This is a genomic window from Okeania sp. KiyG1 (assembly GCF_014132355.1).
Taxonomy (GTDB): domain Bacteria; phylum Cyanobacteriota; class Cyanobacteriia; order Cyanobacteriales; family Microcoleaceae; genus Okeania.
The window spans coordinates 140,198-165,777 of sequence record NZ_BLZO01000071.1; the positions used below are offsets into that span (position 1 = coordinate 140,198).

At 36.0% G+C, this 25,580-nt stretch carries 5 protein-coding genes and 3 pseudogenes; 4 read left to right on the plus strand and 4 right to left on the minus strand.

Translation table 11 applies throughout. The annotated features are described in order from the left end of the window. The first annotated feature begins 32 nt into the window (after positions 1-32). From SAGCYANO_RS15485 to SAGCYANO_RS15500, 4 genes and pseudogenes are all read left to right on the plus strand, one after another. Positions 33-539, plus strand: a complete 507-nt coding sequence (locus SAGCYANO_RS15485) for a hypothetical protein (RefSeq protein ID WP_202220896.1) — start codon at positions 33-35, stop codon at positions 537-539. Beyond that, complete coding sequence (locus SAGCYANO_RS15490) at positions 540-1,568, plus strand: hypothetical protein (RefSeq protein WP_202220897.1); 1,029 nt, start codon at positions 540-542, stop codon at positions 1,566-1,568. 279 nt (positions 1,569-1,847) lie between these two features. Continuing rightward, positions 1,848-3,032, plus strand: coding sequence for a transposase (locus tag SAGCYANO_RS15495; RefSeq protein WP_202220898.1), 1,185 nt, complete (start codon positions 1,848-1,850; stop codon positions 3,030-3,032). Positions 3,033-3,389: 357 nt separating this feature from the next. Next, a pseudogene (locus SAGCYANO_RS15500) lies at positions 3,390-3,941 on the plus strand (DUF362 domain-containing protein); the annotation flags it as partial. A gap of 721 nt (positions 3,942-4,662) precedes the next feature. Here SAGCYANO_RS15500 and SAGCYANO_RS15505 read toward each other — a convergent pair. The 4 genes and pseudogenes from SAGCYANO_RS15505 to SAGCYANO_RS15535 all read right to left on the minus strand — a co-directional run. Beyond that, a pseudogene (locus tag SAGCYANO_RS15505) lies at positions 4,663-10,303 on the minus strand (AAA family ATPase). A 1,008-nt stretch (positions 10,304-11,311) separates the two neighbouring features. Further along, positions 11,312-16,852 (minus strand): ATP-binding sensor histidine kinase, encoded by a 5,541-nt coding sequence (locus tag SAGCYANO_RS15515; protein ID WP_202220900.1) that lies wholly within the window; start codon positions 16,850-16,852, stop codon positions 11,312-11,314. 195 nt (positions 16,853-17,047) lie between these two features. Next, positions 17,048-22,699, minus strand: a pseudogene (locus tag SAGCYANO_RS44780) (AAA family ATPase). A gap of 1,008 nt (positions 22,700-23,707) precedes the next feature. Continuing rightward, on the minus strand, positions 23,708-25,580 hold a 1,873-nt coding region (locus SAGCYANO_RS15535), incomplete at its 5' end, for a sensor histidine kinase (RefSeq protein ID WP_237396195.1).

Consider the following 25,580-nt stretch of genomic DNA (forward strand, 5'->3'; position numbering starts at 1 on the left):
TATAAGGCCATTAACCTAAAGGAGCAGGATTAATGAAAAAACTCAAACTCAAGTACATGAAGCGGAGAATCTACAAACTAGGAATCTCCCCAGCAGAAGTACGTAGTAAATTTGGCGACTTGAGATTCCGCAAAACCTGGGAAGCTGCTTATGCACACTACATAAAGAATGAGGTTGTGACCACCCAGCAGAGTCAACCAAAAGACAATGAGTGTAAGGTTGTTCCAGTTAGGCCAGTAATTGAGAAAGTAGTAAATCGCGATCGCGACAGTGGAAACGAATTCTATCGCGACTATAAGAAAGACAAAAATGGACAATTCTTATTATTTAATATAGAAGCTTACAGACAAAATAATGTCATTCCATTCAAACCAACCATCCGCAAAGGCAGAGTCAAAAGACAGAAAAGCTTTAGTCAAGGTAAGAAATTGTTATTATTTGAAGTTGAGAGAATTAAAGCCTACGCTAAGTCAGATAATTTATGGGCTGAAGAGTTTCCAGAAATTGCTAATATGTTTGAACAGTGGGCAAGAATTTAAATGAGGAAAATTCCACTACCAATATTTGAAGAAATAATTGTTGATAAAGACACTCCAGAGTGGATAAAATCCATCGAAAAATGTCGGAATAAATATGAATTATCTTCATGTGGTACTGAAGAATTACATCAATCTTTACTTGATAGCTCCTACAACTACATTAAATTTGGTATCAAAATTAAAGCAGCAATTCAAAATAAACTATACATTAAGAAAGGCTTTAAGACTTTTGAAGAATATTGCCTCAAAGTTTTCAGAATGTCTGAACCGTATTGTCGAAAAATTATGCGGGCTGCCCGTATGGCAATTATATTGATAAGATGTGGATTTAAAGAGCTGCCAAGATGTATCTCTCATGCCTACAAATTTGCTGAATTAGTGTCTGATAGACAAGGGAAACGCACTAATGAAGAAATTAAAATTGCTGCACAGAAATGGCAAGATGTATTAGATGCTGCTGAAATTTCTAAGACTCCTATCACTACTAATTTTATTCTTAAAGTCTTAGAGCCTAATTCATATACTCCATTTAAGGCTAAATTTAGTGAAGCAATTTATGATGCTTTGAGAGAATTAACTAATTTTTGGAGTTGGAAAAATAATTCAGAAGTTGATATAAATCAGTATCTCAGCATCACAATTGAACAAAGTTATTTACAATTAATTAATTCTCAAGAGTATCAAGAATATCAGGAAAGTGCTTATAAATATAAAGACCAGGAAGTTGATGAGTATTATTCAGTAAATGGTGGAAATAAAGTATCTAGAGAAGAAATAATACAGACAGTCTCAAAGGAACATTTAGAAGATGAATCAGAGGAAACTTCTACAGTAGTTGAGACTGAAACTAACAATTCAGTTGTAAGATATAACTCTGAAATAACTTTGGCTAAAGCTTTTAGTCATCCAATAAAGTACTTGGAAAAGTTAAGGGTTAGTAAACCTCATCTTTCAGAACAAGTTGACCATTATATCAAGTTTGTATTAGAGAAAAATGAGAATGAAAGATATGGAGACAGACCTCCGTGATTGGAAATAAATACCTTCTAAAAGACCTGCCTGATGATTTAACCAGCAGGAATTAATGAAACGGCTATTGATTTAGCTGTTGCAGGTTTACCTGCATATACTCAGTAAGTTACCTGCTTTGTAAGTAAAGTGAGCGTTTACGCTTTTGCCTCTTTATGAGCAACCTTACTGAGTTTATAAACACTGTACTTTGAGAGTAAAGTAAATGGTTATTGCAACCGTTTTCAGGTGATTTGTGAGTACATTGTTTTTTTCTTTAATTTGATATCACCACGACAAATGAGAAAAACAGTTATTGGAGGCGACATCTGTAAGTCGTCTATTGTTTGCTGGAAACTTGATGAGATTCCTACTGATTTACGCAAGTATTTTAGAGATAATAAGAGACTTAAGAGAACTGACCCGTTAACTTTCAACCTCAATTCAGAAAGTGTGGGAAAGTTTGTTGAGTTTTTACAAACTTCTGATGGTTTGGTGATGGAGCCAACTGGAGGCAATTATAGTTATCTGTGGGCTAAAATTGCTGAGACTCATCAAATACCTGTATTTTGGGTTGGTCATCCAGAGGTTAAGTATTTAAGGAAATCGGAGAGATTACCGGATAAGAATGACCAGGCTGATGCAATAGCATTAGCTGTTTATGGTTTGAAACATTGGGATAAGCCGGAAGCCTTTCTTAAGTTTGAGCCGGGCTTGATTAAAGAAATTAACGATAGATATTTACAGCTACATTCACTGGCTAGAATTCAATCCCCAATTATTAATCGCTTGAGACAACAAATGGCTAGGGAGTTTCCGGAAGTAGCTCATGTTAAGTCACTTCCAGCAGGTGATGGTTTATCTCCGCTATGGGCTTGGATTGCTGGTAGAGAAAGGTACACGAATAGAGGAGCTAATAAATATAGTAAAAAGTATGAAAAATCTGTAGCTCCTCAGTATGGAATAGAGATTTCTGAGTTTTCTAGGTTTTTAGCTAATCAACTGTGTGAATTGCATCTACATGAGTTTTTACTCCGGAGAGAGTTAGATAGTTTGGTTTATTCTCCAGAGTTCGATCACTTTAATCAAGTGTTCAATTTATATAATTTTGGTTTAATGGTCCGCGCTATGTTGTTGGTGCGTTGTTATCCATTTAGTAGATTTGAAAGTGAGGGAGCTTTTAAGAGACGTTTGGGATTTGGTAGAGAGGAAAAATCTTCTGGAGATATGGAAAGATTTAGTAAGTCTGGTTCTTCTTTGGCTAGGTCTGAATTGTATCTTTGGTGTGTGACTGTTGTGGGAAAAGGAAGACTTATTTCTAGAGTTGGATTGGAAATAATAGCCAAGTTTGAATACTATAGGGAACAGTTGCAAAAAGACCCTAATAAAGGCCAAAAGTTTACTGATTTAGTCAGGTCTCGAACTGTGGCTTTTATGTTGAGAAGATTGTTTCGGGACTTGAAAAGAAGTTGCATGAGAAGTTGATATTAAAAGTCGTCTAAAAATATCTCTAAAAATAGTAAATCATTCCTAAGACATCTAACAATCTTTGTTGTGTTCGTGATGCAATACTAAAATATTTATTAGACAACTTTCTAGCCTTACTAACAAATGTACTATTATTAGACAAGGTAGAAGCTACATAATGTCTTTCAGAAATTCTGTAATAAAGTTGAATTTTTTGATAATTCTGATTAAAGTAGGCAGAGTATTTAGTTTCATTTTTGTGGTAAAGAATTTGTTTAGATACTTGAAAACAATTTGTATGAGCGATCGCTATTAATAAAATTCATACTATTATTATGAGCGATCGCTTATACTTTAAACATCAGTCCCTTGTAGAGTAAAGAAGCAATGGCCGCAGATGTAATAATTAATTTACCTAAGCTTAAATCCCATGTTCAACTAACTATGACAATGGGAGTAAAAAACTTATTTGGTTGTGTCCCAGGAAAAATGAAAGCTTGGTGGCATTTAGAGGCAGGTAAAGATGCTCGCCGTTTTGGAAAAATGCTGGTAGAAACAGCAAAAACAATTAATCCAGATTTGACTATTATTGATAGTATTATCGCTCAAGAAGGTAATGGTCCTATTGGTGGAGAACCTCGGGAATTAGGTATTTTAGGGGCTTCGACAGATGTTTTTGCTCTCGATCAAACATTTATAGAAATTCTCAAAGTAAATCCGGCAGAAGTTCCAACAGTGGCAGTTGCTCGGGAAATGGGATTTTGTTCTGATTTAAATAAGGTTAATTTTCCATTATTACAACCTGCTGAATTGGAAGTAGAAAATTGGCAGTTACCCACAATTAAGAAACCTATTGATTTTGGAATTCCACGCATAGTTAGGTCTACTTTTAAACATCTATATGTTAAGTTTATTCAAGAAAAATGAATACTTATATCAATCCTAAATCATTATGACTAATAGGCATCTCTGAAAAAGAGGCGTTGCTGAATTGAAGTATGAATGCACGATTGTTTGGTTCTGCTCAAGCCCCCTAAATCCCCCATTCAACAAAAAGCGCAGCAACATCTGGCTTCCCCCGATCCTGCGGGGGACGGGAGGGGGATTAAGGGGGACTTTTAGAGTTTTATTCCCCCCACGCATTGGGGGGTTAGGGGGGCAAAATCATACCCAGAATCAGCAACGCCGAAAAAGAAATATATTGTGATAATAAGTGGGGTGGGTATCCTGCCTGCGGTGAAAATATCAGGAACGGGCAAGATGCCCATTCCACAAAACACAAAATACAAAACACAAAACTATTAAAATCATCCTGCATTTATCAAAATAATATGGGTCTAAAACCCCGCCTTTTAAGGCGCAATATTTTTGGAGCGAAGCTCAAATCCCCTATTTCCCTCCCTCCACGGTCGGGGTTAGGGGTGGGTTGGGAGGGGAGGGGCTAGGGGTGGGTTAACTTCTGACTTCTGACTTCTGACTTCTGATCTCATGTCCGTTGGTATCGTTTGTGTAAAAGTTAGCGTGGATATCTACAGGAAATTTAGGTTTTTTTCTTGCCTGTTGCCTGTTGCCTGTTGCCTGTTGCCTGTTGCCTATTTACTATACAAGACCGATGCTACCGGACATGATATGACTTCGTTAAGCAACGCTAAATACCAATAGGAATTTCAATGACAAATTCAGTACCTTGACCCAGTTGTGATTCACAACTTAATTTTCCATTATGTTTTTCTTCCACAATTTGACTAGCGATCGACAGTCCTAAACCTGTTCCTTTCCCCACTGCTTTAGTTGTAAATAGATGGTTAAATATTCGATTTTTCACTTCATCAGACATTCCACAACCATTATCTTGAATGCTAATTTTGACCATTTGAGTTACAGGGTCAAAATTTGTTGTTAACGTAATACTATAGGGATTTTGCTTCATTTGTGTCATTGAACGTCCTTCGCTCATCTCATCAAACACATCAATAGCATTGGCAATAATATTCATAAACACTTGGTTTAACTGTCCGGGAAATCCAATAATTTGTGGCAAATTTCCATAGTCTTTAATAATATTAATTTCTGGACGTTTGTCGTTTCCTTTCAACCGATGTTTGAGAATTAACACAGTGCTATCAATGGTCTCATGTAAGTCAAAAATTACTTTTTGTTCTCGATCGCTACGGGAGAAAATACGCATTGATTTACTAATCTCGGCAATGCGCTTCACCCCTGTTTGCATATCAGTGAGCATTGGGGGTAAATCTTCTAACACATATTCTAGCTGAATTTCTTCAGCATAAGCTTTGACTTGTTCCCCTGGTGGATGATTTTGTTGATAGATTTCTAAATAATTCAGCAACTCTTGTATTGCTTCCTCCGCTTGAGTAAGATTACCTGAAATAAAGCCTAATGGATTATTAATTTCATGGGTAATACCAGACATCATTTGCCCCAGAGTTGACATTTTTTCACTCTGAACTAACTGTAGTTGTGCAAGTTGTAATTCTGTTAAAGAGTGTTCTAATTGTTGAGCATATTCTTGAGATTTTTGATACAGTTGAGCATTTTCTAAGGAAATTGCTGCTTGAGAACACAAAGGTTTTAATACTTCAACTCGTTCTTCGGTAAATGCTCCTGCTGTTAAGTTATTTTCTAAATATAAAATTCCTAAAAATTCTCCACGACTGCATAATGGTAAGCATAATAAACTCTGGGGTTGATGTTGGATGAGGTAGTCATCTGATGCAAATTGACCTTGAGATGAAACCTCATCAAGATTGAGGGGTTTTAAACTGCGTTTGACTAAGTTAATTACACTGAGAGGAACGGCAAAACTCTCTTCAATTAGAATGGATTTTTCAGTGCAATAAATCGTTTCATCATCATTTGTATTGTGATGGGAAATGGCTTTAACTGTTAACTTTTCAGCTTGAGATAAGATTAAAACTCCTTTTGTGGCGCCTGCATTTTCCATCATCACTTGCATTAACTGAGAGATTAATTGATTGAGTTCAATTTCACTGGATAATGCTTGAGATGCTTTAATGATGCTGGTAAAGTCGAGTGCGTCTGAAATTCCGGTGGTATTGCTGTTAATTGTGGCTTGAGTGTAACTGCTGGTTTTTCCTAAACTGGCAATGGTTTTGAAGGGATTGAGACTAATTTTTTGTTGTTCTAAAATTGGTGCTAATAGCTGAGGATAACACTGTTCTAGGTTCTTGATTTTGGCTTTAGCACCCCAACGAGAATAGCAATAGTAGGCATCTATCATGTAGGTTTGAGCGACTTTTTTTCGTCCTAACTCTAGATAAAATTTAGCTGCTAATTCGTTGGCGAGTGCTTCTTCTTGGATATATTCATTTTCTTTTGCACCTGCAATAGCTTTGTCGTAGAGTTCCATTGCTTCTAGTTTTTTGCCCAAAACTCGATGTTTTTCTGCTTCTACTAAGTCAACCTTATGTTGATGATTCATGGGGGCGTGTTTTGCCCAATGCTGTTGCAATTGAGCTTGATTTTGTTCTACCCGTTGGAATAGTTCTGATGTCTCTGCTGATGGTAAACTAAAAGCAGCTAAAGCAGTTAAAGAATCATAAAAATAAAATACAGGTTCAGCAGAAGTTCCTACAACATTCATTAAGTAATGTCGAGTTTGAATAGCTTGACTTTGAGTAAGTTCAATTTCCCCGAAGAGATAACATAGCATTAACTTGTATAAATAAAAGACACATAACCCCCACAGGTCTTGATTTTCTATCAGTTTAGGAATAGATTCTGCTTCTTGGAGTGCCTCTCCTGATAAAATATTAGGGTTTTCTGCAAATCCTAACAAGTTTAAAATGGGTTGCCAATAGATATGACACCAATTTCCTGTATTTAATTGGTTTAATCGGACTAATTCATGACAGTAAGCACGAGTCTCTTGTTCTAAAGAGGTAAGAGGTTGACCGCTCCAAAAAGAATTGAAACAAAAAACATGGGCGCTATATCCGGCAAATTCTTGATTTCCAATCTCTAGAGCAATAGTATAACTATTTTGTAAGATTGCTAATGTGGTATTTAGATGAGATGTCCGATGAAAGATCAATAGTCCTGCTATAGTTAATACATTTGGTTCAACTATTTTGGCATTGAATTTGGAGACAACTTTAATGGCAAGCTTTCCCAGCTTTTCTCCTACATCGATTTCTTTTAAGGTATTACAAACAATGATGCCATAACTAACATAACCTACAGCAGAAACTGGTATATTTCCATATTGAATAGAAAGTTTAACACTTAAGGAAAGAATCATTGGAAATAAAGGAGAACCGGAAACATAGGTAGCGGGAATAATGCTATTGATAATCTGAAGAATGGCAATTTTTTCTGGATCTGTCATTAGTGGAAGATTTACCAAATCTTCAATATTCTGGTCTTCCAGCAGTTTTTTAGCTTCTATTATCGCTCTTTGAATATCTTCTGAATTCGGAGTTTCGGGCAGTATAACACCAAGCTGGTGTAAGAATTTTAGAGCAATAGTGATTGCATTAGTGGGGTTATTTTGAGCAGCATTTGAGAGGATTTTAATGCGGTAAACATTAACCCGGTCTAAGACAGTATGAGTTTGTTGAATGACTACATCAGCATACTGCTTCATCAGATCCAAGTCGCCACAGAGTAAAGCTAATTCGGTGGCTAAGTCATAAAAAGCTAACGTTAGTTGATATTGCTCTTGCCAAGGGTTTTTTCCGAGCAAAGATATTCCCGTATTTGCATATTCACGACCAGCTTGATATGCTGTTGCACTTTTAGCTTTCCTACAAGCAATTAGATTCAGTTCAGCCAATTCATGGCGTTCTTTCTGTTCAGCAATTAATTCCACACCATAGTTCAACTGATTAACAATTTCAAATATTCTTTCTTCTCGTTCATCTTCTGGTGTATTTGTTAATAACAATTTACCAATTTGGAAATGTGTTTCTTTCTTTTGGTCTTCAGGAATCAGAGAATAAGCTGCTTGTTGAATTCGGTCATGTAAAAACTTATAACTGGCTGAAAGATGACTGCCTTGAACTGGATTTATTTCTGTGGTTGTATCTGCATAAAACTTATAAATTTCTGTGGTAGGTAAAATCAATCCTTCTTTGAGGGCAACCCATAAATCTGTAGCGCTTTCCACTTCAGAAGTCTGTCTGACAATTGCCAGGGTTTCTAAATCAAATTGGTTGCCAATACAAGCAGCAAGTTTGAGGCAATCCTGAGTTACAGAATTTAATTTTTGCAACCGTTTACTCACAAATTCAACCACATCTTCACTCACTGCTGCCTGTTTCACTTGAGCTAAGTCGCATTGCCAAAACCCTTCTTCGGGATTAAAATAAATCAGTCTATCTTCATACAATGCTTTCAAAAATTGCGTGGCAAAGAAAGGATTTCCTTGAGTTTTTTGAGCAACTGCTTGAGTTAATGGAAAGGCTTTTTGTACAGAACAATGTAACGTATCTGCCACTAATTTGTTTAAATCATCTTGTTGCAATGGTGCTAATGTAATTGTATTAATAATTCCTTGCTCTTTCTGAATCTCATCCAAAGTTAACATCAAAGGATGAGCCGAATTTACTTCATTATCTCGATAAGCTCCAATTAACAATAAATATTCACTATTACCATCACTCATTAATAGTTTTAATAGATTAAATGAAGCCGAATCTGCCCACTGTAAATCATCTAAAAAATAACTAAGGGATGGTCTTTTGTGGTGAAAACTTGGATGAATTTTTGAAATAATAAATTAAACCGATTTTGGGCTGCAGTTCCTGACAGTTCAGCAACAGTAGGTTGAGAACCAATAATCTTTTCCAGTTCGGGGATAACTTCAATAATAACCTGTCCGTTTTCCCCAACCACAGCTAATATTTGCTCTTTCCATTGTTGCAATTGAGCATCATTTTCACTTAATAATTGCCCCATTAAATCTCGCAATGCTTGGACAAAAGCACTGAAAGGAATATTACGTTGAAACTGGTCATATTTTCCCTTAATAAAGTAACCTCTTTGCCGAACAATAGGTTTATGAACTTCATTGACAACTGCTGTTTTTCCCACCCCAGAATATCCCGCCACCAGCATCATTTCTGAACTTCCCCCAAGAGCGATCGCCCTTCCGTCCCCCCTGGTAATCCCTCTCCCGTCCCCTGTGTAATCCCCCTCCCGTCCCCCTTGGAAAGGGGGAGGCCAGATGTTGCTTCGCTTTTTGTTGAATGGGGAGACCAGCGGATGCTTCGCTTTTGATAGATGGGGGGATTGAGGGGGATTTCTTCCTTTTCAACAGAAAGCTGAGAAGATATAGGATTAGAAACACGCTCAAAGGCATCTAATAATTGTTGAACTTGTTGCTGTCGTCCATAGAGTTTTTCGGGGATAATAAAATGGTCACAAATATCTCGTTTGCCAATTTCAAAGAATTCAATTTTCCCAGTATTTTCTAATTGTTTTAAACAAGTCTCTAAATCTTTTTGAATTCCCCAAGCACTCTGATAACGTTCTTCCGCATTTTTCTCCATCAATTTGAGGATAATATTAGACAGTACTTTGGGATTTTTTTTTCTATTACTTAAAGAACTAGGCATCTTCGCAATATGACAATGAACTAATTCCATGGCATCTGTTGTTTCAAAGGGCAGTTTTCCACTTAATAATTCATACAAAGTCACACCAAAAGAATAAAAATCAGTTCGATAATCAATTCCTCGATTCATCCGTCCGGTTTGTTCGGGAGAAATATAAGCTAGAGTTCCTTCTAAAATATTGGGATTTTTCAGCACTTGGGTTTCTTTTGGCAGGACTGAAGCAATACTAAAATCAATTAGTTGAATCTCTAAAGATTGAGGATGAATTAAAATATTTGCGGGTTTAATATCTTTATGAATAATACGATGATGATATAGTTCTGCTAAAATTTCAGTCAGTTTAATTCCTATGGTTAGACATTGACTCAAACTCAGAGAATTATCTTTTTTAATATACTCGTCAAGAGAAATATAACCTTCATCCGCCATCACTAAAATTAAACTATTGCGATAGTTTTCCAGAGCTAGGGGTTGGACAACTCCAGATAAGTTCAGATTCTTTGTGATGGTGTATTGATGGCGAAATTGGACAAGTTCATTAAAACTGGGATATTCACTGCGTAATAATTTCAGAATAACAGGTTTGTTGTCTGAAATGTGTTGAGCACGATAAACTAAAGATTTTTTGCCTTGATGAATACATTCAATTGTCTGATAATTTTGAAAGTTTAAAATTTGATGATCGTTCATGGTTTTACTCTTGCTTTTAATTAAAGTTTTTATAGTTAATTTTTGGTTGAACATACATCTAGTTTAAATCAAAATCTGCTTAACCAACTCAGTGTTGTCACTTAATGGTATAATTCAACAATTAATAATTAATAATTAATAATTAATAATTCTATCAAATCCGCCTAATTGCAGATAGATACAATAAGGTCATAATCATGATTTTAAGCTATTAGACATCTCCAATAATAAAAAATAAAATCAATTATACTACATAAATTATCAATTATTTCTCCCTACCCCCTACTCCCTATTCCCTCTTTTCTGGGTCTATTGATTGTGAGGTTATTTAACTGGATTTGATATTACCTCTCCTGGAAAAGAAGAGGATTGACGCGGTAGGGAATTTTTTTTCTTCTCTTGGTCGATTGGATATGGCGAGGAAACCTCGCCATCCCACCCAACGGGTGCGCTCCGCTACGACCGCTTTTTTCTCCTTTAAAGGAGAGGCTTTAAACCTTAATTATTCGGTAAGAATTGTAAGAATTATTTTTCTGCCCAACTATGCGCCTAAAATACGCTCCTTTTTGAGCTTGAAGAGCTGAAAACCAGGCACTTTTTAAAGGCCCCAAAAAGGCACTTATACCAATTTGATAAATGTTTGTTACAAATGGTAGGGACGTTGCATGCAACGTCCCTACGAAAGAAGGAAGAAGGAAGAAGGAAGAGGGGAAAGGTATTGAAAAAAGGGAAAACAATAGATATAAATATCTAAAATGAACTGGAGAAGCTATTTTGAAGCATATCCGATAAAAGTCTATTTTTTGTAGCATTCTTTTTCAAAGTGGTATTATCTTTATATGTCAATGCTTTTAGATTTAATCAGCAAGCCCTAATTAGCCATAATAAAAACGTTATTCTGTTATATGATAAATTTATCCCTATTCCCTGTTCCCTATTCCCTATTCCCTATTCCCTAAATTTTTCCGAAGTGGTTATTCAAAGAGACATGATATAAATTCAACTCAATCAAGAATTGGTAGAAATAGGAATTTCAATAACAAATTCAGTTCCCTTACCCAGTTGTGAATCACAACTTAATTTTCCATCATGTTTTTCTTCCACAATTTGACGAGCAATAGACAGTCCTAAACCTGTTCCTTTCCCTACTTCTTTGGTTGTAAATAGATGATTAAATATTCGATTTTTCACTTCATCAGACATTCCACAACCATTATCTTGAATGCTAATTTTGACCATTTGAGTTCCATTGTCTAAATTTGTTGTTAACGTAATACTATCGGGATTTTGCTTTATTTGTGTCATTGAACGTCCTTCGCTCATCTCATCAAACACATCAATAGCATTGGCAATAATATTCATAAACACTTGGTTTAACTGTCCTGGAAATCCAATAATTTCTGGCAAATCTCCATAGTCTTTAATAATATTAATTTCTGGACGTTTGTAGTTCCCTTTCAAGCGATGTTTGAGAATTAACAAAGTGCTATCAATTCCTTCATGCAAGTCAAAAGTGACTTTTTGCTGTTGATCGCTACGGGAGAAAATACGCATTGATTTACTAATCTCGGCAATGCGTTTCACCCCTGTTTTTATGGCAGCAAGCATTTCTGGTAAATCTGCTAATACATATTCCAGTTCAATTTCTTCAGCATGGGTAGTCACAGCTTCCCCTGGTGGATGATTTTGTTGATAGATTTCTAAATGCTCCAGTATATCTTGTAACGCTTCTTCGAGTTGAGTAATATTACCCGAAACAAAGCCTAATGGATTATTAATTTCATGGGTAATACCAGACATCATTTGCCCTAGAGCTGACATTTTTTCACTTTGAACCAGTTGCACTTGTGTTTGTTGTAATTCTGTTAAAGACTGTTCTAATTGTTGAGCATATTCTTGAGATTTTTGATACAGTTGAGCATTTTCTAAGGAAATTGCTGCTTGAGAACACAAGGGTTTCAATACTTCAATTCGTTGTTCAGTAAATGCTCCTGCTGTTAAGTTATTTTCTAAATATAAAATTCCTAAAAATTCTCCACGACTGCATAATGGTAAGCATAATAAACTCTGGGGTTGATTTGGGATGAAGTATTCATCAGATGCGAATTGAGGTTGAGATGAAACTTCGTCAAGATTTAGTGGTTCTAAACTGCGTTTGACTAAGTTAATTATACTGATGGGAACGGCTAAACTCTGTTCAACTGGAATAGATTTTTCAGTGCAATAAATTGTTTCATTATCATTGGTATTGTGAGTGGAAATTGCTTGAACTGTTAATTGTGATAGTTGGGATAAGATTAAAACTCCTTTTGTGGCCCCGGCATTTTCCATCATTACTTGCATTAATTGAGAGATTAATTGATTGAGTTCAATTTCACTGGATAATGCTTGAGATGCTTTAATGATGCTGGTAAAGTCCAGTGCGTCTGAAACTCCTGTAGTATTGCTGTTAACAGTTACTTTAGTGTAACTATCTGTATTTCCTAAACTGGCAATGGTTTTGAAGGGATTGAGACTAATTTTTTGTTGTTCTAAAATTGGTGCTAATAGTTGAGGATAACGTTGTTCTAAGTCTTTGATTTTGGCTTTAGCTCCCCAATGGGAATAGCAATAGTAGGCATCTATCATGTAAGCTTGAGCAAATTTTTCTTTACCCCATTCTAGATAGAATTTAGCTGCTAATTCGTTAGCTAAAGCTTGTTCTTGGATGTATTCATTTTCTTTTGCACCTGCAATGGCTTTGTCATAAAGTTCTATTGCTTCTAATTTTTGGTCTAAAACTCGATGTTTTTCTGCTGCGACTAAATCTACTTTATGTTGATGATTCATGGGAGCATGAGTTGCCCAATGCTGTTGCAATTGAGTTTGATTTTGTTCCACCCGTTGGAATAGTTCTGATGTCTGTGCTGCTGATGAATCGAAAGTAGCTAAAGCGGTCAAAGAATCATAGAAATAAAACGCAGGTTCCACAACCATTCCAGGAGCAGCTATTAAATAACGCTTGACCTCAACTGCTTGGTTTTGAGCAGATTCAATTTCCCCAAATAGGTAACACAGCATTAACTTATAGATATAGAAAGCATATAAACCATAAAAATCTTGAGCTTCGAGTAGTCGGGGCAAAAATTCTGCTTCTGGAAAAGCTTCCCCAGATAAAATACTCGGATGCTCCGTATTTCCCTGCAAATTTAAAATCGATTGCCAATAGATTCGCAACCAATTAGCTGCTATTAATTGATTGAATTGCAATAATGCATTCAAGTAGGTGTGAGTTTCTGTCTCTAAGCTAGAAAGAAGCTGACCGCACCAAAAAGAATTCAGACAAAAACCATGGGCGGAATATCCCGCAAATTCTTGATTTCCAACTGCTAGACCACTTGTATAACCCTCTTGCAGCAGCGGTAGCGTTTCTTTAATATGAGATTTACTGTGTAAGATGAATGTCCCCACCATAAATAATATCTCTGGTTTAATAGCTTTAGCATCGAGTTGAGAGGCAACTTGAACTGCCAATTGACCAAACTTTACCCCTGTCTCCACATCTTGCTGCATATTACAAGTGGTGTTGCCATGACTGACATAAGCACTGGCTGAAACTTCGGTATTTCCATATTGAATTGAGAGCTTAACTGATAAGCTTGCCAGTAATGGATATAACAGAGAACCCGAAAGGTAAGTGGCGGGTAGAATGCTCTTGGCAATCTGCAAAATAGCAATTTTCTCCCCATCTGTCATTATTGACAGGTGAACCAAGTCTTCAATTTCCCGGTTTCCCATTAGTTTTCCAATTTCCGCAACTGCCTGTTGAACATCATTCTGTGTGGGTTTTTCAGGAAAGGTAATACCCAACTTTTGCAAGAATTGTTTGCCAATGCTGATGGCTTGGATCAGTTGATTTTGAACAGTATTTGATTGAATTCTAAGTCTGTAAACATTAACCTGTTCTAATAAAGTATGAGTCTGTGCAATGACCGTTTCAATTAACTGTTCCATTGCCTCAAAGTCACCGCATAGTGAAGCTAATTCCGCAGCCAATTCATGGAACTCTAAACTCATTTCATATTGTCGTAGCCAAGGTTTTTCACCAAGCAAAAATAAGCCAATGTCGGCATATTCACGACCTGCTTGATAAGCAGTAGCACTTCGGGCTTTACGACAGGCAATTAAATTCAGTTCAGCAAGTTCATCTCTTTCTTGTTGTGCTGCAATTAATTCAACACCATAATTCAATTGATTGACAATTTCAAATATTCTCTCTTCTCCTTCATCTTCTGGTGTATTTGTTAATAACAATTGACCAATTTGGAAATGTGTTTCTTTCTTTTGATCTTCAGGAATCAGAGAATAAGCTGCTTGTTGTACACGGTCATGTAAAAACTTATAACAGGCAGAAATATGACTGCCTTGAATTGGATTTATTTCTGTCATTGTATCTGTATAAAACTTATAAATTTCTGTGGTAGGTAAAATCAATCCTTCTTTGAGGGCAACCCATAAATCTGTAGCGGTTTCCACCTCAGAAGTCTGTCTGACAATTGCCAGGGTTTCTAAATCAAATTGGTTGCCAATACAAGCTGCTAATTTCAGCACATCCTGAGTAGCATAATTTAATTTCTGTAATCTTTTACCAACAAACTCAACTACATCTTCACTAACTGATGCTAGTTTAACTTGAGCTAGATCGCATTGCCAAAATCCTTCTTCAGAATTAAAATAAATCAGTCTATCTTCATATAATGCTTTCAAAAATTGAGTAGCAAAGAAAGGATTTCCTTGAGTTTTTTGAGAAACTGCTTTAGTTAATGGTAAGGCTTTTTGTAAAGAACAATATAACGTATCTGCTACTAATTGGTTTAAATCATCTTGTCGCAATGGAGCTAATGTAATTGTATTAACAATTCCTTGATTTTTATGAATTTCATCTAATGTCAACATCAATGGATGAGCCGGATTAACTTCATTATCTCGATAAGCTCCAATTAACAATAAATATTGACTATTAGCATCACTCATCAACAGCTTAATTAGGCTCAATGAAGCTGAATCTGCCCATTGTAAATCATCTAAGAAAATGACTAATGGATGGTCTTTTGTGGTAAAAACCTGAATAAATTTTTGAAACAGTAAATTAAACCGATTTTGTGCCGCAGTTCCTGACAGTTCAACAGCCGCAGGTTGTTTCCCAATAATTTTTTCGAGTTCGGGAATAACTTCAATAATAACCTGTCCGTTTTCCCCAACTGCTTTTAATATTTTATCTTTCCATTGTTGGAGTTTGACATCATTTTCACTCAATAATTGCCCCATTAAATCCCGCAACGCTTGTACAAAAGCTGAAAACGGAATATTGCGTTGAAACTGGTCAAATTTCCCTTTAATAAAATAGCCCCGTTGACGGACAATCGGTTTATGAACTTCATTGACAATGGCTGTTTTTCCTACCCCAGAATATCCCGCCACCAGCATCATTTCTGAACCTCCCCCCAAGAGCGGTCCCCCTTCCGTCCCCCTTACCAAGGGAGAGACCAGCAGATTCTTCGCTTTTATTTCTCCCTTTTGAAAAGAAGAATCAGAAGAGATAGGATTAGCAACACGCTCAAAAGCATCTAATAATTGTTCAACTTGTTGCTGTCGTCCATAGAGTTTTTCAGGAATAATAAAATGGTCACAAATATCTCGTTTACCAATTTCAAAGAATTCAATTTTCCCAGTATTTTCTAATTGTTCTAAACAGGTTTCTAAATCTTTTTGAATTCCCCAAGCACTCTGATAACGTTCTTCAGCATTTTTCGCCATCAACTTCATCACAATCTTAGAGACAACTTCCGGTATCTCTTCCCTATCCCCTAATTTTGGAGGCACTTTAGCAATATGACAATGAACTAACTCCATGGCATCAGTGGTTTCAAACGGCAGTTTTCCACTGAATAATTCATACAAAGTCACACCAAAAGAATAAAAATCAGTTCGATAATCAATTCCTCGATTCATCCGTCCGGTTTGTTCTGGAGAAATATAACCTAGAGTTCCTTCTAAAATATTAGGATTTTTCAGCACTTGGGTTTCTCTGGGAAGCAAAGAAGCAATACTAAAGTCAATCAGTTGAATCTCTAAAGTTTGAGGATGAATTAAAATATTTGCAGGTTTAATATCTTTATGAATAATACGATGCTGATAAAGTCCAGCTAAAATTTCAGCCAGTTTAATTCCAATAGTTAGACATTGACTTAGATTCAGAGAATTATCTTGAGTATGCTCGTCAACAGAAATATAGCCTTCATCCGCCATAACTAAAATTAAACTATTGCGATAGTTTTCCAGAGCAAGTGGTTGGACAACTCCAGATAAGTCCAGATTCTGTGCGATGGTGTATTGATGGCGAAATTGGACGAGTTCATTAAAACTGGGATATTCACTGCGTAATAATTTCAGAATAACAGGTTTGTTGTCTGAAATGTGTTGAGCGCGATAAACTAAAGATTTTTTTCCTTGGTGAATACATTCAATTGTCTGATAATTTTGTAAGTTTAAAATTTGATTACCCTTCATGGTTTTACTCTTGCTTTTAATTAAAGTTTTTATAGTTAATTTTTGGTTGAACATACATCTAGTTTAAATCAAAATCTGCTTAACCAACTCAGTGTTGTCACTTATATCATGTCTCTTTAAATAAATAACCGCAATAAAAAATTTAGAGAGTAGGGAGTAGCAATACTTTTGAGAAATGGTATAAGTTCAACTCAATTAAGAATTGGTAGAAATAGGAATTTCAATGACAAATTCAGTTCCCTTACCCAGTTGTGAATCACAACTTAATTTTCCATCATGTTTTTCTTCCACAATTTGACGAGCGATCGACAGTCCTAAACCTGTTCCTTTCCCCACTTCTTTAGTTGTAAATAGATGATTAAATATTCGATTTTTCACTTCATCAGACATTCCACAACCATTATCTTGAATGCTAATTTTGACCATTTGAGTTCCATTGTCTAAATTTGTTGTTAACGTAATACTATCGGGATTTTGCTTTATTTGTGTCATTGAACGTCCTTCGCTCATCTCATCAAACACATCAATAGCATTGGCAATAATATTCATAAACACTTGGTTTAACTGCCCTGGAAATCCAATAATTTGTGGCAAATCTCCATAGTCTTTAATAATATTAATTTCTGGACGTTTGTAGTTCCCTTTCAAGCGATGTTTGAGAATTAACAAAGTGCTATCAATTCCTTCATGCAAGTCAAAAGTGACTTTTTGCTGTTGATCGCTACGGGAGAAAATACGCATTGATTTACTAATCTCGGCAATGCGTTTCACCCCTGTTTTTATGGCAGCAAGCATTTCTGGTAAATCTGCTAATACATATTCCAGTTCAATTTCTTCAGCATGGGTAGTCACAGCTTCCCCTGGTGGATGATTTTGTTGATAGATTTCTAAATGCTCCAGTATATCTTGTAACGCTTCTTCGAGTTGAGTAATATTACCCGAAACAAAGCCTAATGGATTATTAATTTCATGGGTAATACCAGACATCATTTGCCCTAGAGCTGACATTTTTTCACTTTGAACCAGTTGCACTTGTGTTTGTTGTAATTCTGTTAAAGACTGTTCTAATTGTTGAGCATATTCTTGAGATTTTTGATACAGTTGAGCATTTTCTAAGGAAATTGCTGCTTGAGAACACAAGGGTTTCAATACTTCAATTCGTTGTTCAGTAAATGCTCCTGCTGTTAAGTTATTTTCTAAATATAAAATTCCTAAAAATTCTCCACGACTGCATAATGGTAAGCATAATAAACTCTGGGGTTGATTTGGGATGAAGTATTCATCAGATGCGAATTGAGGTTGAGATGAAACTTCGTCAAGATTTAGTGGTTCTAAACTGCGTTTGACTAAGTTAATTATACTGATGGGAACGGCTAAACTCTGTTCAACTGGAATAGATTTTTCAGTGCAATAAATTGTTTCATTATCATTGGTATTGTGAGTGGAAATTGCTTGAACTGTTAATTGTGATAGTTGGGATAAGATTAAAACTCCTTTTGTTGCCCCGGCATTTTCCATCATTACTTGCATTAATTGAGAGATTAATTGATTGAGTTCAATTTCACTGGATAATGCTTGAGATGCTTTAATGATGCTGGTAAAGTCCAGTGCGTCTGAAACTCCGGTGGTATTGCTGTTAATTGTGGCTTGAGTGTAACTATCTGTATTTCCTAAACTGGCAATGGTTTTGAAGGGGTTTAGGCTAATTTTTTGTTGTTCTAAAATTGGTGCTAATAGTTGAGGATAACGTTGTTCTAAGTCTTTGATTTTGGCTTTTGCTCCCCAATGGGAATAGCAATAGTAGGCATCTATCATGTAAGCTTGAGCAAATTTTTCTTTACCCCATTCTAGATAGAATTTAGCTGCTAATTCGTTAGCTAAAGCTTGTTCTTGGATGTATTCATTTTCTTTTGCACCTGCAATGGCTTTGTCATAAAGTTCTATTGCTTCTAATTTTTGGTCTAAAACTCGATGTTTTTCTGCTGCGACTAAATCTACTTTATGTTGATGATTCATGGGAGCATATTTTGCCCAATGCTGTTGCAATTGAGCTTGATTTTGTTCAACTTGCTGGAGTATCTCTGAGTTTTTATTTAATTGTAAATTTGAGGCTACCAAAGCAGTTAAAGAATCATAGAAATAAAATGCAGGTTCACCCACTGTCCCAGCACCGCCTTTGAAATAATCCCTAACTTCAATTGCATGACTTTGAGCGGATTCAATTTCCCCGAACAAGTAGCAAAGCATCAGCTTATTTAAATATAAGAAATATAACCCCATGAAGTCACGATCCGAGAGTAGTTGAGGGAGACATTCTGTTTCTTGAAGCACTTCTCCAGATAATAGACTTGGATACTCACAAACCTCTAGTAAATTTAAAATTGATTGCCAATGAATTCGAGACCAACGAATTGCTGTCAATTGATTCAATTGCTTCAACTTACTGCAGTAGGCACGAATGACTTGCTCTAAAGTCAAAAGAGGCTGTCCGCACCAAAAAGAATTGAAACAAATATGGTGGGCAGCGTATCCAACATATTCCAAGCTGCCAACTTCTAAACCTGCCGTATACCCCTGTTGCAGTAACGGTATAGTTTTTTTGATGTGAGATTTGCGGTGCAAGATAAATAGCCCCACCGCGTCGAAGACCTCTGATTTAACTGCTTTGGCATCCAGTTTTGAGACAATCTGGAGTGCTAGCTGACCAAATTTCACCCCTGCCTCAACATTTTGATTGACATTACAAGCAATAACACCGTAGCACAGATAAGCAAAAGCTGAAGCTGATGTATTGCCATACTCAGTTGATAGCTTAACTGAGAACATAACCAATAATGGAAATAAAGGAGAACCTGAGACATATGCCACTGGCATGATACTACTGGTAGTCTGTAAAATGGTGATTTTCTCTCTATCTATCATAATTGGCAAATTAAGTAAATCTTCAATTTCTCGGTTTCTAATTAGTTTTTCAATCTCTACAATGCTATTTTGAAGATCATCTGGTGTTACCGTTTCGGGAAAAGTGACATCCAACTGCTGTAGGAATTTTAAAGCAATATTAATGGCTTCAGTTATTTGATTCCGAGAAGCATTTGATTGGATTTTAATGTGGTAAACATTAACCCGGTCTAAGACAGTATGAGTTTGTTGCAATGACTACATCAGCATTAACTGCTTCCATCAGCCTCAAAGTCGCCACAGAGTAACGCTAATTCGGCTGGCTAAGTCATGGAACGCTAAACGTTAGTTGATATTGCTGCTTGCCAAGGGTTTTTCCGAGCAAAGATATTCCCGTATTTGCATATTCACGACCAGCTTGATAAGCTGTTGCACTTCTTGCTTTCCGACAAGCAATTAGATTCAGTTCAGCCAATTCATGGCGTTCTTTCTGTTCAGCAATTAATTCCACACCATAGTTCAACTGATTAACAATTTCAAATATCCTTTCTTCTTGTTCAGTCTTCTGGTGTATTTGTTCAATAACAACTGACCAATCTTGAAATGTGTCTCTTTCTTTTGGTCTTCAGGAATCAGAGAATAAGCCGCCTGTTGAATTCGGTCATGTAAAAACTTATAACTGGCTGAGATATGACTACCTTGAACTGGATTTATTTCTGTGGTTGTATCTGCATAAAACTTATAAACTTCTGTCGTAGGTAAAATCAATCCTTCTTTGAGGGCAACCCATAAATCTGTAGCGCTTTCCACTTCAGAAGTCTGTCTGACAATAGCCAAGGTTTCTAAATCAAATTCATTGCCAATACAAGCAGCAAGTTTGAGGCAATCCTGAGTTACAGAATTTAATTTTTGCAACCGTTTACTCACAAATTCAACCACATCTTCACTCACTGCTGCCTGTTTCACTTGAGCTAAGTCGCATTGCCAAAACCCTTCTTCGGGATTAAAATAAATCAGTCTATCTTCATACAATGCTTTCAAAAATTGCGTGGCAAAGAAAGGATTTCCTTGAGTTTTTGAGCAACTGCTTGAGTTAATGGAAAGGCTTTTTGTACAGAACAATGTAACGTATCTGCCACTAATTTGTTTAAATCATCTTGTTGCAATGGTGCTAATGTAATTGTATTAATAATTCCTTGCTCTTTCTGAATCTCATCCAAAGTTAACATCAAAGGATGAGCCGAATTTACTTCATTATCTCGATAAGCTCCAATTAACAATAAATATTCACTATTACCATCACTCATTAATAGTTTTAATAGATTAAATGAAGCCGAATCTGCCCACTGTAAATCATCTAAAAAAATAACTAAGGGATGGTCTTTTGTGGTGAAAACTTGGATGAATTTTTGAAATAATAAATTAAACCGATTTTGGGCTGCAGTTCCTGACAGTTCAGCAACAGTAGGTTGAGAACCAATAATCTTTTCCAGTTCGGGGATAACTTCAATAATAACCTGTCCGTTTTCCCCAACCGCAGCTAATATTTGCTCTTTCCATTGTTGCAATTGAGCATCATTTTCACTTAATAATTGCCCCATTAAATCTCGCAATGCTTGGACAAAAGCACTGAAAGGAATATTACGTTGAAACTGGTCATATTTTCCCTTAATAAAGTAACCTCTTTGCCGAACAATAGGTTTATGAACTTCATTGACAACTGCTGTTTTTCCCACCCCAGAATATCCCGCCACCAGCATCATTTCTGAACTTCCCCCCAAGAGCGATCGCCCTTCCGTCCCCCCTGGTAATCCCTCTCCCGTCCCCTGTGTAATCCCCCTCCCGTCCCCCTTGGAAAGGGAGGCCAGATGTTGCTTCGCTTTTGTTGAATGGGGAGACCAGCGGATGCTTCGCTTTTGATAGATGGGGGATTGAGGGGGATTTCTTCCTTTTCAACAGAAAGCTGAGAAGATATAGGATTAGAAACACGCTCAAAGGCATCTAATAATTGTTGAACTTGTTGCTGTCGTCCATAGAGTTTTTCGGGGATAATAAAATGGTCACAAATATCTCGTTTGCCAATTTCAAAGAATTCAATTTTCCCAGTATTTTCTAATTGTTTTAAACAAGTCTCTAAATCTTTTGAATTCCCCAAGCACTCTGATAACGTTCTTCCGCATTTTTCTCCATCAATTTGAGGATAATATTAGACAGTACTTTGGGATTTTTTTTTCTATTACTTAAAGAACTAGGCATCTTCGCAATATGACAATGAACTAATTCCATGGCATCTGTTGTTTCAAAGGGCAGTTTTCCACTTAATAATTCATACAAAGTCACACCAAAAGAATAAAAATCAGTTCGATAATCAATTCCTCGATTCATCCGTCCGGTTTGTTCGGGAGAAATATAAGCTAGAGTTCCTTCTAAAATATTGGGATTTTTCAGCACTTGGGTTTCTTTTGGCAGGACTGAAGCAATACTAAAATCAATTAGTTGAATCTCTAAAGATTGAGGATGAATTAAAATATTTGCGGGTTTAATATCTTTATGAATAATACGATGATGATATAGTTCTGCTAAAATTTCAGTCAGTTTAATTCCTATGGTTAGACATTGACTCAAACTCAGAGAATTATCTTTTTTAATATACTCGTCAAGAGAAATATAACCTTCATCCGCCATCACTAAAATTAAACTATTGCGATAGTTTTCCAGAGCTAGGGGTTGGACAACTCCAGATAAGTTCAGATTCTTTGTGATGGTGTATTGATGGCGAAATTGGACAAGTTCATTAAAACTGGGATATTCACTGCGTAATAATTTCAGAATAACAGGTTTGTTGTCTGAAATGTGTTGAGCACGATAAACTAAAGATTTTTTGCCTTGATGAATACATTCAATTGTCTGATAATTTTGAAAGTTTAAAATTTGATGATCGTTCATGGTTTTACTCTTGCTTTTAATTAAAGTTTTTATAGTTAATTTTTGGTTGAACATACATCTAGTTTAAATCAAAATCTGCTTAACCAACTCAGTGTTGTCACTTAATGGTATAATTCAACAATTAATAATTAATAATTAATAATTAATAATTCTATCAAATCCGCCTAATTGCAGATAGATACAATAAGGTCATAATCATGATTTTAAGCTATTAGACATCTCCAATAATAAAAAATAAAATCAATTATACTACATAAATTATCAATTATTTCTCCCTACCCCCTACTCCCTATTCCCTCTTTTCTGGGTCTATTGATTGTGAGGTTATTTAACTGGATTTGATATTACCTCTCCTGGAAAAGAAGAGGATTGACGCGGTAGGGAATTTTTTTTCTTCTCTTGGTCGATTGGATATGGCGAGGAAACCTCGCCATCCCACCCAACGGGTGCGCTCCGCTACGACCGCTTTTTTCTCCTTTAAAGGAGAGGCTTTAAACCTTAATTATTCGGTAAGAATTGTAAGAATTATTTTTCTGCCCAACTATGCGCCTAAAATACGCTCCTTTTTGAGCTTGAAGAGCTGAAAACCAGGCACTTTTTAAAGGCCCCAAAAAGGCACTTATACCAATTTGATAAATGTTTGTTACAAATGGTAGGGACGTTGCATGCAACGTCCCTACGAAAGAAGGAAGAAGGAAGAAGGAAGAGGGGAAAGGTATTGAAAAAAGGGAAAACAATAGATATAAATATCTAAAATGAACTGGAGAAGCTATTTTGAAGCATATCCGATAAAAGTCTATTTTTTGTAGCATTCTTTTTCAAAGTGGTATTATCTTTATATGTCAATGCTTTTAGATTTAATCAGCAAGCCCTAATTAGCCATAATAAAAACGTTATTCTGTTATATGATAAATTTATCCCTATTCCCTGTTCCCTATTCCCTATTCCCTATTCCCTAAATTTTTCCGAAGTGGTTATTCAAAGAGACATGATATAAATTCAACTCAATCAAGAATTGGTAGAAATAGGAATTTCAATAACAAATTCAGTTCCCTTACCCAGTTGTGAATCACAACTTAATTTTCCATCATGTTTTTCTTCCACAATTTGACGAGCAATAGACAGTCCTAAACCTGTTCCTTTCCCTACTTCTTTGGTTGTAAATAGATGATTAAATATTCGATTTTTCACTTCATCAGACATTCCACAACCATTATCTTGAATGCTAATTTTGACCATTTGAGTTCCATTGTCTAAATTTGTTGTTAACGTAATACTATCGGGATTTTGCTTTATTTGTGTCATTGAACGTCCTTCGCTCATCTCATCAAACACATCAATAGCATTGGCAATAATATTCATAAACACTTGGTTTAACTGTCCTGGAAATCCAATAATTTCTGGCAAATCTCCATAGTCTTTAATAATATTAATTTCTGGACGTTTGTAGTTCCCTTTCAAGCGATGTTTGAGAATTAACAAAGTGCTATCAATTCCTTCATGCAAGTCAAAAGTGACTTTTTGCTGTTGATCGCTACGGGAGAAAATACGCATTGATTTACTAATCTCGGCAATGCGTTTCACCCCTGTTTTTATGGCAGCAAGCATTTCTGGTAAATCTGCTAATACATATTCCAGTTCAATTTCTTCAGCATGGGTAGTCACAGCTTCCCCTGGTGGATGATTTTGTTGATAGATTTCTAAATGCTCCAGTATATCTTGTAACGCTTCTTCGAGTTGAGTAATATTACCCGAAACAAAGCCTAATGGATTATTAATTTCATGGGTAATACCAGACATCATTTGCCCTAGAGCTGACATTTTTTCACTTTGAACCAGTTGCACTTGTGTTTGTTGTAATTCTGTTAAAGACTGTTCTAATTGTTGAGCATATTCTTGAGATTTTTGATACAGTTGAGCATTTTCTAAGGAAATTGCTGCTTGAGAACACAAGGGTTTCAATACTTCAATTCGTTGTTCAGTAAATGCTCCTGCTGTTAAGTTATTTTCTAAATATAAAATTCCTAAAAATTCTCCACGACTGCATAATGGTAAGCATAATAAACTCTGGGGTTGATTTGGGATGAAGTATTCATCAGATGCGAATTGAGGTTGAGATGAAACTTCGTCAAGATTTAGTGGTTCTAAACTGCGTTTGACTAAGTTAATTATACTGATGGGAACGGCTAAACTCTGTTCAACTGGAATAGATTTTTCAGTGCAATAAATTGTTTCATTATCATTGGTATTGTGAGTGGAAATTGCTTGAACTGTTAATTGTGATAGTTGGGATAAGATTAAAACTCCTTTTGTGGCCCCGGCATTTTCCATCATTACTTGCATTAATTGAGAGATTAATTGATTGAGTTCAATTTCACTGGATAATGCTTGAGATGCTTTAATGATGCTGGTAAAGTCCAGTGCGTCTGAAACTCCTGTAGTATTGCTGTTAACAGTTACTTTAGTGTAACTATCTGTATTTCCTAAACTGGCAATGGTTTTGAAGGGATTGAGACTAATTTTTTGTTGTTCTAAAATTGGTGCTAATAGTTGAGGATAACGTTGTTCTAAGTCTTTGATTTTGGCTTTAGCTCCCCAATGGGAATAGCAATAGTAGGCATCTATCATGTAAGCTTGAGCAAATTTTTCTTTACCCCATTCTAGATAGAATTTAGCTGCTAATTCGTTAGCTAAAGCTTGTTCTTGGATGTATTCATTTTCTTTTGCACCTGCAATGGCTTTGTCATAAAGTTCTATTGCTTCTAATTTTTGGTCTAAAACTCGATGTTTTTCTGCTGCGACTAAATCTACTTTATGTTGATGATTCATGGGAGCATGATGTTGCCCAATGCTGTTGCAATTGAGTTTGATTTTGTTCCAC

Excerpts from the sequence above, each read along its gene's own strand:
- SAGCYANO_RS15485 (WP_202220896.1), top strand. The coding sequence starts at position 33 with ATGAAAAAACTCAAACTCAAGTACATGAAGCGGAGAATCTACAAACTA.
- SAGCYANO_RS15490 (WP_202220897.1), top strand. The coding sequence starts at position 540 with ATGAGGAAAATTCCACTACCAATATTTGAAGAAATAATTGTTGATAAA.
- SAGCYANO_RS15495 (WP_202220898.1), top strand. The coding sequence starts at position 1,848 with ATGAGAAAAACAGTTATTGGAGGCGACATCTGTAAGTCGTCTATTGTT.
- SAGCYANO_RS15515 (WP_202220900.1), bottom strand. The coding sequence starts at position 16,852 with ATGAAGGGTAATCAAATTTTAAACTTACAAAATTATCAGACAATTGAA.